Here is a 16498-nt window from a genome sequence, read left to right as displayed (position 1 = left end):
ACTTACCAGAAGATAGTACATTTACTGGTGTTGGCCATTCCCTTGGACTGATAAAGCTAGCTTCCTTAAATGTAAAGTTTAACGCACTTATCGGCATACAAGCTTTTACCAATTTTTTGGGATTTAATTTGCGTTTACACAAAAAACGCAAGTTAGAGTTAAAAGCAATGACACAGCACTTTCAAATGGATCCAGTAGATACCCTGATATCCTTCCATAAAAGATGCGGTGTAAACTACAACTCTTTTAATCGGTTGAATAAAGCAAAACTAATGCAAGATTTAGAGCTACTCACCACAGTACATCAGCTACCACACATACCACTATTAATATTAGGTGCAACAAATGATACAATTGTACCCCAGGAACTTATCTATGATAACTTCAATAAAGATGTTAAAGTTGTTATGCATAGCAGAGGTTACCATAATCTAGGTTTACGTGAATGTTATTTTGTGTACGAGCAAATTATAAGTTTTTGTAATGGAATTACAAAAGAGATATATACAGGACAATTTTAGCAGAGCAAGCTCGTCTTATGATAATGTAGCTTTTGTCCAAAAAGAATGTGCTGCAAAACTAGTCGGTTTATTAAAAAGTTATCTTCCTGGATTTTACCCACGCTCTATTTTAGATTTGGGAACAGGTACAGGCTATGCTACAGAGGTTTTGTTTAGTTTGTTTCCACAGAGCAAATTTATTTTAAATGATATATCACCTAATATGCTGGCAAAAACAAGAGAAAAGTTAGTAGGGTATAAAAAGGTTGAATTCATCTTAAGTGACATGGAAACGCTAAATCTTAGTTTCCACGACCTTGTCATTTCAAACCTGGCACTTCAATGGGTGTGCAATTTAAAAAAGATGATAAAGAAATCATACAATAGTTCAAATGTCTTTGTTTTTTCGTGTTTACTAGATGGTACATTCAGTGAATGGACTAAGATTTTCATGAAATCCTCATTACCTGTACCAACTTATCAGTATCCATCTAAACAAGAATTAGAAAGTTATCTACTTCACCTAGAGCCAAAAAGGTATTTTTTCGATTCGCAAGAATTTATATTGTGTTTTCCAAGTGCAAGTGAATTTATCAGATATCTCAAAAATTTGGGAGCAAATTTAAGTAGTCAGACAATTCCTCTGCCTGGCCTAAGGAAGGTAGTTCAAACCTATACTGGCAAGATTCATGTTACCTATAAAGTATTTTTTGGAGTTTTAAGTAGATGCAGATCTTTGTAACAGGAACAGATACCGACATTGGTAAGACTACCGTAAGCAGCTGGCTCTGCTTACACACTGGGTATTCGTATTTCAAACCTATCCAAACTGGAAGTATTCTAGGTACAGACAGCCATCAAATAAGCAATTTGACTAACGCCAATGTTTATAAAGAAAATTTTGTTTATAAAAGACCTCTATCTCCTCACTTGGCAGCGTTACTAGAGAATGATAGCATTAATATCGATAGGATTAGCTTGCCCAAAGCACGTAACTTAATCATAGAAGGTGCTGGAGGAGTTTTAGTTCCAATCAATAAAACCTTACTAATGGTTGATTTAATCAAAAAACTTGCCACTCCAACAATTTTAGTTGCAAGGTCTACACTTGGCACAATTAATCACACATTACTTAGTTTAGGAGCCCTACGTGCTAGAAATATTCCTATTTTGGGGGTGATCTTAAATGGACCACCTAACCAAGATAATCTTGAAGCAATAGAATTTTATGGTAGAGTACAGGTATTAGCATCAGTACCCAAACTACAGCAGGTCAATATGGAACGTTTAATGCAAATACCACTCTCAAATCGATTAAAAGCTATTTTTAGTTAAACAACTATGAATTTAAGCAAACGCGATAGAAAAATTATATGGCATCCTTTTACGCAAGAGAAAGTAGCTAAACTTCCAATTGCAATTAAAAAAGCCCATGGGTCATATCTTTATGATGAAAATGGCAAAGCATACTTGGATCTGATTTCCAGTTGGTGGGTAAATCTGCACGGTCATGCTCATCCCAAGATCGCTCAGGCTATATATGAGCAAAGCATGACTTTGGAACATGTAATTTTTGCAGGGTTTACCCATGAGCCTGCAGTAACGCTTTGTGAAAAGTTGAAAACTTTATTACCAGATAAATTATCCAGATTTTTCTTTTCAGACAATGGTTCTACTGCCGTTGAGGTAGCACTAAAAATGGCCTATCAGTATTGGTGGAATCAAGGTAACCGTGAAAGAACTACTTTTCTGAGTTTTGAAGGTGGATATCATGGAGATACATTTGGCGCGATGAGTGTAGGCGTTAAGTCCGGCTTCCATGACGCATTTTCAAATCTGTTATTTTCTGTCTTAACAATACCTTTTCCAGAAACCTGGGACGAAGATGAAGAAATAGAAAATAAAGAGGAACATTCTCTTAAAGTACTAGAGGGTCACTTACGTGCTGGTTCTCACAAAATTGCCGCATTAATTCTAGAGCCTTTAGTACAAGGGGCAAGTGGTATGAGGATGTGCCGTCCAGAGTTTGTTAGAAAAGTTGTCAATTTAGTACGCCGGCATGGAATTTTGATAATTTGTGATGAAGTTATGACCGGCTTTGGACGTACTGGTACTTATTTTGCTTTTGAACAAACTCAAATTATACCTGATTTTTTGTGTATTTCTAAAGGATTAACAGGAGGTTTTCTTCCGCTTGCTCTCACAATTACTACCGAAGAAGTTTACTCGGCATTTTTAAGTGAACATTTTACTAAAGCGTTCGTTCATGGTCACTCCTACACTGCCAATCCCCTGGGTTGTGCAGCCGCAATTGCTTCTTTAGACTCGTTAGTTAAACACGATACCATGGAGTCAATTAAGAGGATTCATAGTATACATAAAAAGGAATTAGTAAATTTGTCTGAAGCTTGTAAGAACGTCGAGCGTGCACGTGTGACTGGTACAATAGCAGCTTTTGATGTTCATGATGCACAAACACTAAAGATAAAATTTTTAGAGCAAGGACTTTTAATCAGGCCACTTGGTAATTCAGTTTACTTACTACCGCCTTATTCAATAAGCACTTTTGAGCTTGAAGAAGCTTATAATAAGATCAGAAATATTCTCAGGATTTTTTCATAGTGACTTTACCTACCAATTCCAAGAAAAATTCTTCTCACGTACGGCGGTTTTTGGTTGCTAGAAATGGTTATATTGTTTAAGTTTTTAGTAGCATTTTATACCAAATTAATATTAATTCACTTGGGAGTAATTAGAAAAACTCATGGTAAATTTATAGCAAAATAGACCTTCAGTGCAGTTAGCTTTCTCTAATATGGATTTACCTATCTATACCGGCTTATCTACCGCCCAACACTTTGCTCTTGACTTGCTGCATTTGCTCTTCTTTTTAACTCAGCTTCGACTTGACTTTTAGCTTTTGGTTCACCTTCGGAAGTTACATGAGATTTAGAAGAATGGTTAGAGTCACTTACTTCTATATCTCTTTTTGACAGTTCTTGAGTTTCCTTAATCTTTGAGAATGCTGTCTTCCCTACATTTAAAATTTCTTCCCCTACAGCACTTAATGCATCATAACCTGCATCCAGTACTTTTTCTGCCCCTTGAATAAGTTTACCATTTGATATGACATCAACAGCTACAATACCTAAAGCAATTACAACACCAATCGGCCCTCCAAAAAGGAAACCAATTGCAATAGTACCAACTCTAAACAAGAATTTCTTTGTGAGACTTGGTTTTGCACTTTCTGCTCTATTTTCCTTTGTGGCAGCAGAGTTTTCAGTTCTATTATTGTTTCTATAGTTGCCGTACAAAAAAGTTCCAACAGCTGTGCCAGCAATAGGACCAGCAACTGGAATAGCAAAGGCAGCAAGCATTAGTGCTGTTCTCCATGGTATATAACTCAATATTTTACTTCCTAAATCAGTTTTTTTACCTTTTTCTCTTTTATCTATTCCAGTAGGGTTACTGCCTATATTTTTATCTTGTATAACTTTTATATACCTTCTAACGCAAATTCTGGATTAAGGAAGGAAGTATAGGAAATAGAAGGCTTTTTGGATTTGATGGAATAGGAGATGAGAGTAGAAAAGATATGAACCAAGAAATCAACAGGGGATCTATGGCGAGTGTGTTCAATTTCTAGTCTATTTTTTAGGTAACCAAAAACAGTCTCAATGATAGACCTTTTTCTCAGTAAAATCTTCTCATTTAGCGAAATTAATGTATTTTTCATACCTTTTTTCACCTTGGTAACAAGTTTCAAACCTCGGTCAAACAGCTTCTGAAAAAGCTCTTTTGCAATATAACCTTTGTCACCAAACAAAAGGCCGGTTAATTTTTCCGTCAAATTTGGCACAGGTATCCTATCATCAACATTGCCTTTTGTTAGCGTAAGTGCATGAATTTCACCATTTTCATTGATTACCATATGTAATTTGAAACCAAAAAACCAGCCGTAAGTACTCTTGCTTAATTTTGCAATTCCAGCAAAAACTTTGTTTTTGGATATTCTTTTTGCATGACAAACTGCAATGGGAGTTGTGTCTATATATGAAATTCCAGTGTTTTCTGACTGTCCACAAAGCCAATGCAACAACATTGCTAAATGCCACAAAACCCTAGGCTTTAGAGCAACAAACCTGGTATATGAAGGCAACTTTGGAAACTCTGATTTGTAGAGCAACGTTAGGTAATGTAGATAGAAAGTTTTGAAATTTTTACACGGAGATTGTTGATATAGCAGGATTATTGTCATGATTTCAGAGTGCTCAATTTCCGTTGTTCTTGTGGGTTTTTTACCATTTGGCAGTAGTTTGCCTGCAAAATTTTTCTCTATATCTCTGCAAAAATCATCGACCAAACAAAACAGTTTTGTTATGTCTTCCATGGGTAACCTCATCTATTTTTTTATAATTGCTGAGTTTACCCTGTTTTCTGCCTTTTCTATTCTCCTTTAATCCAGAATTCGCGTACTCTAACTATATAATGAAAAGTTATCTACAAAGTGTTTATGAAGATGGTATGAAAATCCAACTATCTAAAATCAACAAATATTTATTAGTTTTACTGATTACTGTCTCAGCATTTCTCATATCTGGGCAAGTATCCAGTTCAAGCAGTATCGAGAATGATTTTCAAGATTTACAAGAAAAATTACCATTATTGAAAGATCAGGATTTGTTATTTTTAGATCCAGCTTCAGCTTTAAATTATAGTGATAGGGCCGGTGAAAAAGTGTTAATGGTTATAGTTCACCATACTGAAACATCAACATTAAAAGGTACAAAAGATATGCTGAATGCTAGAGGATTGTCAGTTCATTTTATTGTCGATAGGGACGGCAGCGTTACCTTAATGGTTCCATTAGAGAAAGAAGCATGGCATGCTGGTATTAGTTATGCAAGAGTTAAGATAAATAGCAAGCTTGAAGAGCTGCAGAAGCTTAACAATTATTCTGTAGGTATTGAAATTGTAAACACAGGACTTGAGCCTTTTCCGGAAGAGCAAATGAGATCTGTTAAAGAGCTGATTTTATACCTTATGGAGCGTTTTAAAATTAAAAGGGATATGATATTTAGTCATTCTGAAATAGGAACTATAGTGCATGATCCAGAGCTTAGCTATACAATGCGTAAACCAGATCCACACAAATTGTTTGATTGGGAGTTATTAGAGAAAAATGGAATTGGATTGCACATAAGTGATAGAATAAACCCTAAAAATGCTAAACAGCAAATGGGCGAAATATTGTATAAAGCAGGTGATAGAAATGAAGGTATTTTGAAATTAAAACAAAGGCTGAACAAATTTTTCTATAAGATACTACCCTGGAATGATAAGAAAGGTAATGTAATTTTTCCTGATAATAATGCTGATTACTCAGATGAGTTTGATGAGAATTTTGCATGGGTTATTTATCAGTTTTCAATACATAATTTACCAAGAGAAATTAGAAAAGATTTACTTCTGAAATTAGAACAAGCGGATATATTTCCTGAATTCTTTAGTAAATATAGTCATGGTATTTCTTCTAGCTATCTAACCTTTAGTGAAAAAATTAAATCGACTCTACAACCATGTTTAAGCAAAGTAGATTATGAGAATTTATTATCTTCTCTTGCACAATATGAGAATAACATTTCTCCTGATGCATCTACCACTTTAATGTACAAAATTAAGTTATACTATGATTCTTATTTAAAATATCGCATATGGTCTTCACTCTATGAACCATTTAAGCTTAATGTATTGGAAGAGTTAGACATTTTAAAGAGTGGAGTGTTATCTTTAAAATCACTAGATAGCTCTAAAGCTGCAGAAGTTTCCAGTTTAATTGATAGCTTTAAAGTAGATATTTCTTTAGAATTTCAGGGTTTTGAAAAACAGTGGTTTCAGGAGTTTAAGAATGCTTGGAGACAAGAATTTATACCTTCCCTGGAAGAACAGATAACATGGACTGCGCTACATGAAGCAATATTGGAGTATTTAGAAAAAGCAAAGGAAGAAATTTGTTAAACGAAAACTTTTTTTAAGATCATTTTTTCAGCAACCTATCACGTGCCGCGTTTAACTTTTGTGCAAAATATTCCGAGCCTCCCTTATCTGGGTGAACTAACTTCATTAAATTTTGATATGCTTTATTGATTTCATTTTGACTTGCCTCAGGATTCAGCCCTAGTATCTTTAATGCTTCATCTTTGGACATGTTATCACCAGTGTAATTTTCAGTACAACTTCTACTGCTATTAAATTCGTTCAAAAACTTACTCAATATAGAGTTCATCATGAAACTTATGTTATTTTTTTTTGTCAGGAAAAGAAAAAATACAACAACGCTAGGCAAGACAAATGTAACTACTATGAATATCAAAAAAAGGAAAAAGATGAATGACATGTATATTTTTTATCATTTTATGATTAAATAGTAACAATTATAATCGTCATGGTAAATAACATGTTCATCCAGATTGAAGAAACACCAAACCCAAATACGCTAAAATTCCTTCCTGGATTTGAAATTTTAAACGAAGGAGAAACGGCTGATTTTTCAAATGCAAATGAGATAAAAAATTCTAAACTAGCAGCAAATCTTTTTCAAATAGAACATGTGGTAAGAGTGTTTTTTGGTCATGATTTTATTTCAGTAACAAAATTGGGTGGAATTAATTGGGATATATTAAAAGTAGAAATTTTAACTACAATTATGGATCACTTTACTTCAGGTGGAAAAGCACTAGATAAAGAAGAAGTGAATGATACAGATAAGGAATTTTTTGATGAAAGTGATATAGAAATTGTAAATAGAATAAAAGAATTGATGGAAAGTTATATCAAACCTGCAGTTGCTCAAGACGGTGGTGATATCAAATTCCGTGGCTATAAAGATGGAATAGTTTATGTTGAGCTGCAAGGAGCCTGCTCTGGATGCCCAAGTGCTGCAATTACCCTCAAGCAAGGAGTGCAGAATATGCTGAGCTACCACATACCAGAGGTTGCGGGTATAGAGACCACACTATGACTAATCAAACGGTTAGAGGAACAAAAGATCTCCTGTTTGATGAATGGTACAAGTTTAAATACATTCAGCAAACAGCAAATAGAATCTCAAGTCTATACGGCTTTTTGCCCGCCCAAACTCCAATATTCGAATACACGGAGGTTTTTACAAAAACCTTAGGTGATAGCTCAGATATCATCACTAAAGAGATGTATAGCTTCAATGATAAAGGGGGAAAGAGCATAACTTTACGTCCTGAGTTCACTGCAGCGATTGTCAGGCTACTCATTGAAAAAAAACTGCAAACACCGATAAAATTATTCTCAACAGGACCTGCATTTCGCTATGAAAGACCGCAAAAGGGAAGACAAAGGCAATTTCATCAGATAAATTTTGAGGTTTTTGGCATAGAAGATCCAAAAGCTGATATTGAATTGATATCACTCGTTCAGCACTTACTAACTGAATTTGGCATCAATAAAAATGTAAAGCTGGAAATCAACTCTTTAGGTGATGGTGAAACAATAACTAAGTATAGAGAAGCTTTGATCTTATACTTTACAAAGTATCAAAATGATCTATCAGAAGATAGCAAAAATAGGTTGATCAAAAACCCACTCAGAATACTGGATTCCAAGGATGAGAAAGATAAATCAATAATTTCTGATGCGCCTAAAATCAGCAATTATTATACGAAAGAGTCCTCAGATTTCTTTGAACAAATACTAAATGGATTAAAAATTCTTGATATACCTTATACCGTAAACAATAAACTAGTTCGAGGTTTGGATTATTATTGCCACACAGTGTTTGAGTTTGTTACAGAGGATTTAGGTGCACAAGGGGCAGTTTTTGCCGGTGGAAGATACGATAATTTAGTATCTTCAGTAGGTGGAAAACACACTCCAGCAATAGGATTTGCAGGGGGTATTGAGCGCATAATGGAGTTAATCAATTATTCTCCGAAAGAAGAGCGACCTATTTACCTAATTCCAATCGGTAGAGAGGCTGAAAAACATGCTTTAACACTTGCAAATGAATTGCGCAGAAATGGTTTATATGTAATCTATGAATATAGCGGAACGCTCAGAACCCGAATGAAAAAAGCAAATCAAGCAAATGCTAAAGCTGCTTTAATTTTTGGCGATGAAGAATTGAATAGTAAAACTTTAAAGATTAAAAACATGGATACAGGTGAAGAAAAAATAATTGCTCGCGATAACACAATAGAAAATATCTATTAGGAGCAATGCAAATGTTTTTCTTAGTCAGCTATAGAAGAAAATTCGTCTGCACAAGAATTTTTCATAGCATTCAATGTATCATAATCTGTAAAATCTAATTTTACTGGTGTGATAGTAATAAATCCTTCTTTTATTTTATTTACACTACCACTGCCTGAGTGCTCTCGAGACCAATTTAAGCTAAAAGAGCCATTCGAATTTTCAGTAAAAGTTAAATCCCCATCAATGTTATATTCACCTTGTTCAGCAAATTCTACTCCTTTTACTTTTTCCGTAGCAGGAAAATTTACACTCATCACTATGTTTTTAGGCCAACCAACCTTAACTAGCTTGGCAATAACCTTTGGTGCAAAAACCTTTGTATTGTGCCAGTCTATTTTATCATGATAAACTTGGCTCAGCGCAATAGAAGGTATAGACCTTGCAGCACCTTCCATTACAGCACCAATTGTTCCTGAATAACAAATATCGTCCCCGACATTTGATCCAATATTTACTCCGGACAATATTAAGTCTGGTTTTTTATTCATAACTTTATTTAGCGCAATAATGACACAATCTGCAGGAGTACCAGACACACTAAATTCCCTTTCACTATGTTGTTTTATTCCAATAGATTGTTTCACTGGATAATCAAGAGATCTTGCAGCTCCGCTTCTATCAGTATCTGGTGCCACTATCCATATTTCTGGCGCAAAATTCCGTGCAATCTCTTTGAGTAATTTTATTCCTTCACTTCCAAAGCCATCATCGTTTGTTATCAATATTATCATATACAATACTCAGCTATACAGTTCCAAATTATGTAAACCACTGGCTGTAAATAAACTCATGAGGCTTTAAGTTTCTTTGCATAACTGTGAACTGTAACAAAGAACCTGCTGTAAATCAATAGATTTCTTGCACAGGCCATAACTGTCATTACAATAGAAAAGAAAAAACTTACTTGACAAACTCCGCCAGCCCCCTTATCATGAAACTGAAGCTATTTATTTATCTTCGCAATCTGTGCAGGTTAATGACAAAAAACTTAGGGTATTTGGTGTCTCATGTTTAATTTTTCGCACTACGTGCATCGCATGTCTTTAAAAATTTCTGGGTTTTTACCTATATAAGCCGAAACGCGCTTACAAAGCGTTTAAGACAGCAAAAAACGTCAAATTGACAAGGGAGAATTTGAATGCTAGCTACTACGGGGTTTCTTTGCCTTTTTTCCTGCTTAGTAAATTTCTTAAACACTTGCGGTGTAGGTTAGTTGCAAGTTAAAAGCAGCTAAATCGCTCTTAATCAAGCGTTTTAGAATAAAAAAACGCCGATATTTTAGTACATAGTAAATAGCCAACCACCACGGGGCTTCTTTTGCCTTTTTTTTCGTTTGGTAAATTTCTTAATGTTTGTAGCTAAACGACAACCGTCATCCCGCTACTTGTTAGCGGGATCTAGAGATACCATGACGGTATAGTATCTCGCTGCTTGTTAGCGGATGAGATACCGCGAATGAATCGCGGTATGACGTGTTGCTTGGGTCAGCTATAGTATTTCTTAAAATTAATAATAAATTTCTTGGCTAGCAAGAAGCTGTAAATTTTTCTGCGAGACCTAAGCCGCTTTTGATATAGCTAAAGGTTTACTGATGATTTGTCTCATTCCACTACCTGCTGACTTACTTTCTGCTTAGCATATCCATCAAATCAGATTCTTTGAGTTTACTATGGTCAACTTTACTGAACTTATTTACCATAGAGCTCATTTGATTATATTGCTTAATCAGAAGATTAACGTCAGTTACACTTGTTCCGGACCCCTTAGAAATTCTAAGTCTTCTTTTGCCATTTAAAATATCTGGGTTTTGCCTTTCTTTTTCAGTCATTGAGTTTATGATAGCTATATATTTTTTCACTTTACTATCATCTGGCACTCCACTGCTTAGCTTTTTTGTGAATGAACTAGGGATGAATTTCATTATGTTGCTAATGCCATCCATTTTACTCAGAGTTTTTAACATTCCCACTAGATCGTTTAGGTCGAATTTACCCTTTTTTACTTTCTTTTGTAACTTATCAATTTCTTCCTGACCAACAATCTCAGCAGCTTTTTCAACCAATGATACAACATCACCCATGCTAAGTATCCTTTTTGCAATTCTATCGGGATAAAAATCATCGAGGTCACTTAATTTTTCACCACAAGCAATAAATTTAATTGGACAATCGGTGATCATTTTCATAGAAAGAGCAGCACCACCACGTGCATCACCATCAACACGGGTGAGAATAATGCCGGTTACACCTATTACCTCATTGAATGATTTGGCAATGTTGACCGCATCCTGGCCTATCATTGCGTCGGCTACTAAAATAACTTCTGCAGGTGAAGCTATTTCCTTTACGGCTTTCAACTCATTCATCATATTATTGTCAATATGAAGCCTGCCTGCGGTGTCTAGTATTAATACATCATAATTATCGTTCTTTGCTGCTGCTAGTGCCCTTTTTGTAATTGCAATAGGCCCTTCATTTATTACTATAGATAAAGTTTGTACGTCTATTTGTTTACCCAGCACCTCAAGTTGTTTCTGGGCAGCCGGCCTATAAATGTCTAAAGAGGCAAGCATCACTTTTTTCTTTTGCTTTTTTAGCTTTAAAGCAAGCTTTCCTGAGGTGGTTGTTTTACCTGCACCTTGTAAGCCCACCATCATAATCACAGCAGAGGGTTTAATTGCTAGATTTAAGTCACTTTTCTCTGACCCGAGAACTGCAACTAAATTATCCTGCACAATTTTAATTATCATTTGTGCTGGAGAAACACTTTTTATGACTTTTTCCCCAATCACTTTATCTTTAATGTCGTTGATGAATTTTTTTGCAACTTCAAGTGAAACGTCAGCTTCAATTAAAGCTATACGTATTTCACGCATGGCAAGATTAAAATCATCTTCAGAAATGATTGACTTTCCTCTCAGTTTACTAAATACAGAATTTAAACTTTCAGTTAACGATTTAAACATAATAGCATTAGTAGAATACTCATTAAAAAGAGAGAAGAAGCTGAAACAAAACTCACTGAGTTATAACCCAGCACTTCTTTAAGTTTAGTAATATTATTAAAGTATAAACCAGTAAGTGAATTAGTCAAGTTTTGCACTACGCTGGCAAATATTTCTCTAGTTTTAGAGACTAACTGATTGAACAGCAAGACAATATAGGATATGAAAACTCTAAAAATCCAATCAACATCCATTTTAAAATTTACTCTCGGGTAAAATAACTTGCGTAAAGGAATAAACAATAAAGTGGTACATAGTAACAAATTAAATTGCGACAAAATATTTTTTGTGTTGTACACAAAATCGAAAATCGAAGGTTTATTGTAAATAGGTAAGTAAGGATTGCCAGCGATTACGCATATAAATGCTAAAATAATCATAGTCATTTTGCCTCCCCTCTCTGCTAAAGGTTTTGACTTACTTTTTGCAATAAATAAGTAATAAAGAAACTTTAGCCCAACGCTTAAATGAAGCAGCAAATTTAGAACCTTATATAAATTTTTGTACCCTTTTAAGGCAACAGTGTTCATTTCAATTTCAGCTGTGATATATGATTTGCTGATAAATCCAACGGTTCCAGGAAATGCAGCCATTGTAAGTATTGCGATTATAGCACACATGCCTTCCATTGATATCAGTTTACCCACTCCATTAAAACTAATTGTTTTTGTTTGTGAAATAATCGAATTACTAACCACAAACAATAATGATTGATAAACAAGAGAGAAGATTATATGCAGTATCAAAATTGGTATTGCTTTTTCCGAAGGACTGAGCAAACTTCCTGCAATAATCAGCAAGCCCATTTGTCCTACAACGTTATAGCATAAAAATCTGCGAATATTTTGCTCAAGAGAAGCAAATACAATACTGTAAATTGCAGTGATGGCGCCTACAAGCGCTAATATTTCAGTACAATCTTGCCATAGGTTATAAGTGTGTAAAAGCATCACTAAAAAAGAGACTTTAGTGGTAAATAAAGAGAGATATGTGGTGCCATGTAGCGATGCAGCAGGATATGCATCAACAACCCAAAATGAAAAAGGAAAACAAGCGCAGTTTATCAATAAACCCAAAATTATCAGGTTAGTGCTTTGAAGTGCCAATCCTGCTATTAATATAACTCCAACGAAAAAGTGTACACAAGCGTACCTTATTGCAGGTCCACTATCTCTACAGCCAGCTGCGATAGTAAAAAATGCACTGACGGTCATTAATTCACAGAATATTATAACCAATATCATATGTTCAGATAAAACTGCATAAAGTGAACTAATAGTGTAAGCAGCAAAAGATAGCATCTCTGAAAAAGTCAAATTTTGTGCTGGTAGAACAGCTAAAAATGCAACTGATAAAAAAGATATTAGTATGGTACGAAAAGATAAATCAAAATCTAGAATTGGGAGAGACCAATTTACTGCAATGCTCAAATTTTCAGGTAATTTTAGGACTATAACTATTAATACAGTCAGTAGAAGTAACAGTGACGATTTATAAAATTGCACAATAATTTAAACCAATATGGTTTATGCTATCTCAATATATGAATAAAATCAATTTGCATATTAACCACTAATTAAACTAATTATCATATAATTATATCAGAGTTTAGAGGGTTATAGAGAAACCGGTCAGATTAGGTTTTTAATCTAATCTGACCGATAGCTTTAATAGTGAGGTAAGCTTTAATATAGCATTCTTAGTTCACAATGCTACACTCGTGCATAATTTATTTTTAATTTGTGCACGAGCGTTAGTAAATTATTTACTTTTTGAAATAAAATTTGGCATCACTTTAATATTGAGACTTAGTAAACCTCAGTAGGGCTGCCAGTTGGACCCATAAGAATTATTTGCTCACCTTCTCTTAAGTGTCTGCATAAATTAGTGGAGCCGCCAGTTTCAAGCACAACAGTGGAAATAATTCCTTTTTTTTTGTCTACTTCAGTGCCGGTTACGGCTATACCTTCCATAGCAAGGTTTGTATTATTGGCTTTTCTGCCATTGGTTTCAAAATTTTGCAATCTAAAGAATTGCCCAGGCTTAAAATTCTTTGCCGCAAGTGGTGCTTTGATCACTATTTCCACAACTTTGTCTGTTAAATATTGAACTTTTATAACCTTTGCAGTGAATTGCTCTTTGATTCTATTAAAGAATTCTTTATTAGCCAGGTCTTCAACACTTGACCACGCATTTTTTTTCTGGCCCACAACATCACACACTGGAATGACAGAAACGAAGCTATTAACTCCACTCAAAAGCTGAGAAATAATAGGGTAGCCGTTCTTAGCACTTGCCATAGCTTTCACGACGCTGCCACTATACGAAGGGTGAAGATCACCAAAAAAGCTGATTGTTTTATTGCCTTGCTTATACACTAATATTCTATCTTTATTTGGCATTTTTGGAGGAAATATTGGATCTATTTCTTTTCCCAATGAATTCAATTGAGCAAAATACCCATTACTTAATTTAAAATGCTTTTCATCTTCTGTTGCAATAACCGTATTTGGCTCAGTACCTGCTGCTATAAAAATAGAACGTGCTTTTATACGTTTGATTTCGCCGGATTTTGTGTCTATTAGTTTTATTGATTCAGCATGGTTATATTTATCCGTCACAACTTCAACTGGCTCTAAGTTTTCAATAAAGTAAATCCCTTCTGACAGCGCATTTTGCACCTCTTCGCTATTTAATCGATAACTTGGTGAATCTTTTAGCTCTTTTCTATATATAACTTTCACTCCCCCGAGACTCTGCATCAACTCTAATATTTTTATTTCTCTATTCTCTTTTTTTGCTAACTTTTGCTTTTCTCGGATCAATTGTGCGTGTGATATAAACTCATTCGCAATTTCGCGCTCTTCTTCTGTCCAATCTTTTTCAACACAGTCCTTTCCATACTTATCAACTAATATCTCATAACGAAGAAGAAATTTTTCTACTTGAATTGGATAATACGCTAAAGCTTCAGTGGCAGTGTCAATTGCAGTAAGCCCAGCCCCTATTACAACTATCGGCATACGAACTTGCAGATTTGCTATAGAATCAAATTTAAGAGCGCCAGTCAGTTGTAACGACATAAGAAAGTCAGATGCCATACGCACTCCACGAGCTAGTATATTCTTTATTTTGATCATTCGTGGCTTGCCAGAGCCAAGTGCTAGGGCAATGTGATCAAAACCCGAGTTGAACGCGTCATCAACATTAATCGTGCCACCAAAACGAATGCCTCCATAAAGTGCAAAATGCTCACGTCTTTCCAGCAGTAATCTAATAATCTTTAAGTAATTCTTATCCCACCGAGAAGTAATACCATATTCTGCCACCCCACCAAACCCTCCTGCCACGCGTTCACTCAATTTTTCGTGTTTGAAATCTTTAATTAGCTGGAAATTATCGATCAAAGGTTCAATCTTTAGTCCATCAATGGCGATAACGTTATGCCCATCATTCAACAAATGATGAGCTAAATTAAAACCAGCAGGACCAAGGCCTACAACTAGAACATTTTTTCCAGTGTTTCCTCTTGGCAATGGACGCTGAAAATTTAAAGGATTCCAACGGCTGAGCAGAGAATATATTTCAAATCCGTACGGTAAACTGAGCACATCATCCAGAATCCTTGTTTCAATTGCTGGCACATTTACGGGTTCTTGTTTTTGATATATGCACGAATTCATGCAGTCATTGCATATTCTGTGTCCAGTAGCTCCACATAACGGGTTATCTATCATCACAATTGCAAGACTTGCTATGCTGTACCCTTCGCTTTTCACCAGATTCATTTCTGATATTTTCTGCTCTAGTGGGCAGCCGTGCAGTTCAACTTTTAGTGGAGATTGTTTAAAAGTATTGTCGTTATTAATTAGCCCCTTTGAGCAGCTGTCCTTACTTTGCTTATGACAAAATATGCAGTAGTGAGCATTATCTAGTGCTTTATTCAAACTCACCTTTTTGCTTGTTAGATCAAAACCATATCGTCTTTTTACTTCATTTGAATGCAGTACTTTAACTTTGTCTACTTCTTTTTTAGAAAATGGTATGAGGTTTTCGTGGTCGATTTTTTTATGAATACTGAATAATATACTCTGTTTATTTTTTACTCTCCACACTGCATATTGTGCTGCAAGTTCTATTTCTTCTTTGTGATTTTCTTTATCTTCAAACCAATGCATCACCTGCTCAGCAAAATTTTTTTCTGTTGTTGGCAAAGTGAGAAAATGACTTAGTTTGTTAGTAATATCTATATTCGCCACATTAGTGTATTTCTTCAATGCATAGCGTTGGACAAATAATCTTTTGCACTTATATATTACAGCAAAGTCGTTGTGCTTTTTCTTTAGCTCCTCTATTTCTTTTTCAACATTGAAAAGTTTTGCAATAAATTCATCAAGTAAATATGAGAGGTCTACTATTAACTGACTATCTGTCATCCAAGTAGCTGACCGTCCTTCTTGTTTTCTAGATCCCAGTGTCAAGCACTGGGATGACGGGGGGTGAAACTGGGATGATGGGAGGTGACACTGGGATGACATCGAAGAAGAAGCTGCTTTTTCTCTTGCTTCAATTAATGAACAAAACAAGCTCTCATCACATGATTTGATATAATTCAAAAATGTCTCATCTAATTTTATTAATCCATTGCGAGTATATAGATTAGAAAATGAGATGTTGAAATTCAGCTTCATTGCTATACTATACA

13 protein-coding genes are annotated in these 16498 nt (G+C 35.0%); 6 read left to right on the top strand and 7 right to left on the bottom strand.

Annotated features, from left to right (window positions below):
* The first annotated feature begins 483 nt into the window (after positions 1-483).
* From OPR17_RS00790 to bioA, 3 genes are read left to right on the top strand one after another with little or no spacing between them, the layout of a single operon-like run.
* The gene (locus OPR17_RS00790) at positions 484-1242 is read left to right on the top strand and encodes a methyltransferase domain-containing protein (RefSeq protein ID WP_265021571.1); all 759 of its coding nucleotides are present in this window, start codon (positions 484-486) and stop codon (positions 1240-1242) included.
* The gene (gene bioD / locus OPR17_RS00785; protein ID WP_265021570.1) at positions 1227-1835 is read left to right on the top strand and encodes a dethiobiotin synthase; all 609 of its coding nucleotides are present in this window, start codon (positions 1227-1229) and stop codon (positions 1833-1835) included. The genes OPR17_RS00790 and bioD overlap by 16 nt, the downstream gene beginning before the upstream one ends.
* 6 nt (positions 1836-1841) lie before the next feature.
* Entirely contained in the window at positions 1842-3122 is a 1281-nt protein-coding gene (bioA, locus tag OPR17_RS00780) for an adenosylmethionine--8-amino-7-oxononanoate transaminase (RefSeq protein WP_265021569.1), read from the top strand.
* A 221-nt stretch (positions 3123-3343) separates the two neighbouring features.
* On the opposite strand, the gene OPR17_RS00775 is transcribed toward bioA, so the two are convergent.
* Both OPR17_RS00775 and OPR17_RS00770 read right to left on the bottom strand, forming a co-directional pair.
* Positions 3344-3910: a hypothetical protein gene (locus OPR17_RS00775; RefSeq protein ID WP_265021769.1), complete on the bottom strand. Its 567-nt coding sequence runs from the start codon at positions 3908-3910 to the stop codon at positions 3344-3346.
* 89 nt (positions 3911-3999) lie between these two features.
* A complete protein-coding gene (locus OPR17_RS00770) occupies positions 4000-4893 on the bottom strand; it encodes an IS982 family transposase (RefSeq protein ID WP_265021768.1) in 894 nt (297 codons plus the stop codon).
* 98 nt (positions 4894-4991) lie between these two features.
* Here OPR17_RS00770 and OPR17_RS00765 point away from each other — a divergent pair, with 98 nt between their 5' ends.
* Positions 4992-6521 carry an N-acetylmuramoyl-L-alanine amidase gene (locus tag OPR17_RS00765; RefSeq protein ID WP_265021767.1) on the top strand — a complete coding sequence of 510 codons (1530 nt, stop codon included), beginning with the start codon at positions 4992-4994 and terminating at the stop codon, positions 6519-6521.
* 19 nt (positions 6522-6540) lie between these two features.
* On the opposite strand, the gene OPR17_RS00760 is transcribed toward OPR17_RS00765, so the two are convergent.
* Positions 6541-6765 carry a DnaJ domain-containing protein gene (locus tag OPR17_RS00760; protein WP_265021766.1) on the bottom strand — a complete coding sequence of 75 codons (225 nt, stop codon included), beginning with the start codon at positions 6763-6765 and terminating at the stop codon, positions 6541-6543.
* A gap of 195 nt (positions 6766-6960) precedes the next feature.
* Here OPR17_RS00760 and OPR17_RS00755 point away from each other — a divergent pair, with 195 nt between their 5' ends.
* Complete coding sequence (locus OPR17_RS00755; RefSeq protein ID WP_265021765.1) at positions 6961-7524, top strand: NifU family protein; 564 nt, start codon at positions 6961-6963, stop codon at positions 7522-7524.
* Positions 7521-8747: a histidine--tRNA ligase gene (gene hisS / locus OPR17_RS00750; protein ID WP_265021764.1), complete on the top strand. Its 1227-nt coding sequence runs from the start codon at positions 7521-7523 to the stop codon at positions 8745-8747. Before OPR17_RS00755 ends, hisS begins: the two co-directional genes overlap by 4 nt.
* 20 nt (positions 8748-8767) lie before the next feature.
* On the opposite strand, the gene surE is transcribed toward hisS, so the two are convergent.
* From surE to OPR17_RS00730, 4 genes are all read right to left on the bottom strand, one after another.
* Positions 8768-9520 carry a 5'/3'-nucleotidase SurE gene (surE, locus tag OPR17_RS00745; RefSeq protein WP_265021763.1) on the bottom strand — a complete coding sequence of 251 codons (753 nt, stop codon included), beginning with the start codon at positions 9518-9520 and terminating at the stop codon, positions 8768-8770.
* A gap of 890 nt (positions 9521-10410) precedes the next feature.
* Positions 10411-11754 carry a signal recognition particle protein gene (ffh, locus tag OPR17_RS00740; protein ID WP_265021762.1) on the bottom strand — a complete coding sequence of 448 codons (1344 nt, stop codon included), beginning with the start codon at positions 11752-11754 and terminating at the stop codon, positions 10411-10413.
* Positions 11739-13298 carry a proton-conducting transporter transmembrane domain-containing protein gene (locus OPR17_RS00735; RefSeq protein WP_265021761.1) on the bottom strand — a complete coding sequence of 520 codons (1560 nt, stop codon included), beginning with the start codon at positions 13296-13298 and terminating at the stop codon, positions 11739-11741. The genes ffh and OPR17_RS00735 overlap by 16 nt, the downstream gene beginning before the upstream one ends.
* Positions 13299-13601: 303 nt before the next feature.
* Entirely contained in the window at positions 13602-16484 is a 2883-nt protein-coding gene (locus OPR17_RS00730; protein WP_265021760.1) for an FAD-dependent oxidoreductase, read from the bottom strand.
* Between the last annotated feature and the right edge of the window lie 14 nt (positions 16485-16498).

This window comes from Wolbachia endosymbiont (group A) of Icerya purchasi (assembly GCF_947251635.1).
Taxonomy (GTDB): domain Bacteria; phylum Pseudomonadota; class Alphaproteobacteria; order Rickettsiales; family Anaplasmataceae; genus Wolbachia; species Wolbachia pipientis.
Note: the sequence above shows the minus strand (reverse complement) of the source record. Positions and strands in the feature narration are given on the sequence as shown.

What these genes read in the sequence shown, in the direction of transcription:
- OPR17_RS00790 (WP_265021571.1), top strand. Translation starts at nt 484, where the DNA reads ATGGAATTACAAAAGAGATATATACAGGACAATTTTAGCAGAGCAAGC.
- OPR17_RS00755 (WP_265021765.1), top strand. Translation starts at nt 6,961, where the DNA reads ATGTTCATCCAGATTGAAGAAACACCAAACCCAAATACGCTAAAATTC.
- bioD (WP_265021570.1), top strand. Translation starts at nt 1,227, where the DNA reads ATGCAGATCTTTGTAACAGGAACAGATACCGACATTGGTAAGACTACC.
- ffh (WP_265021762.1), bottom strand. Translation starts at nt 11,754, where the DNA reads ATGTTTAAATCGTTAACTGAAAGTTTAAATTCTGTATTTAGTAAACTG.
- OPR17_RS00770 (WP_265021768.1), bottom strand. Translation starts at nt 4,893, where the DNA reads ATGGAAGACATAACAAAACTGTTTTGTTTGGTCGATGATTTTTGCAGA.
- hisS (WP_265021764.1), top strand. Translation starts at nt 7,521, where the DNA reads ATGACTAATCAAACGGTTAGAGGAACAAAAGATCTCCTGTTTGATGAA.
- bioA (WP_265021569.1), top strand. Translation starts at nt 1,842, where the DNA reads ATGAATTTAAGCAAACGCGATAGAAAAATTATATGGCATCCTTTTACG.
- surE (WP_265021763.1), bottom strand. Translation starts at nt 9,520, where the DNA reads ATGATAATATTGATAACAAACGATGATGGCTTTGGAAGTGAAGGAATA.
- OPR17_RS00765 (WP_265021767.1), top strand. Translation starts at nt 4,992, where the DNA reads ATGAAAAGTTATCTACAAAGTGTTTATGAAGATGGTATGAAAATCCAA.
- OPR17_RS00730 (WP_265021760.1), bottom strand. Translation starts at nt 16,484, where the DNA reads ATGAAGCTGAATTTCAACATCTCATTTTCTAATCTATATACTCGCAAT.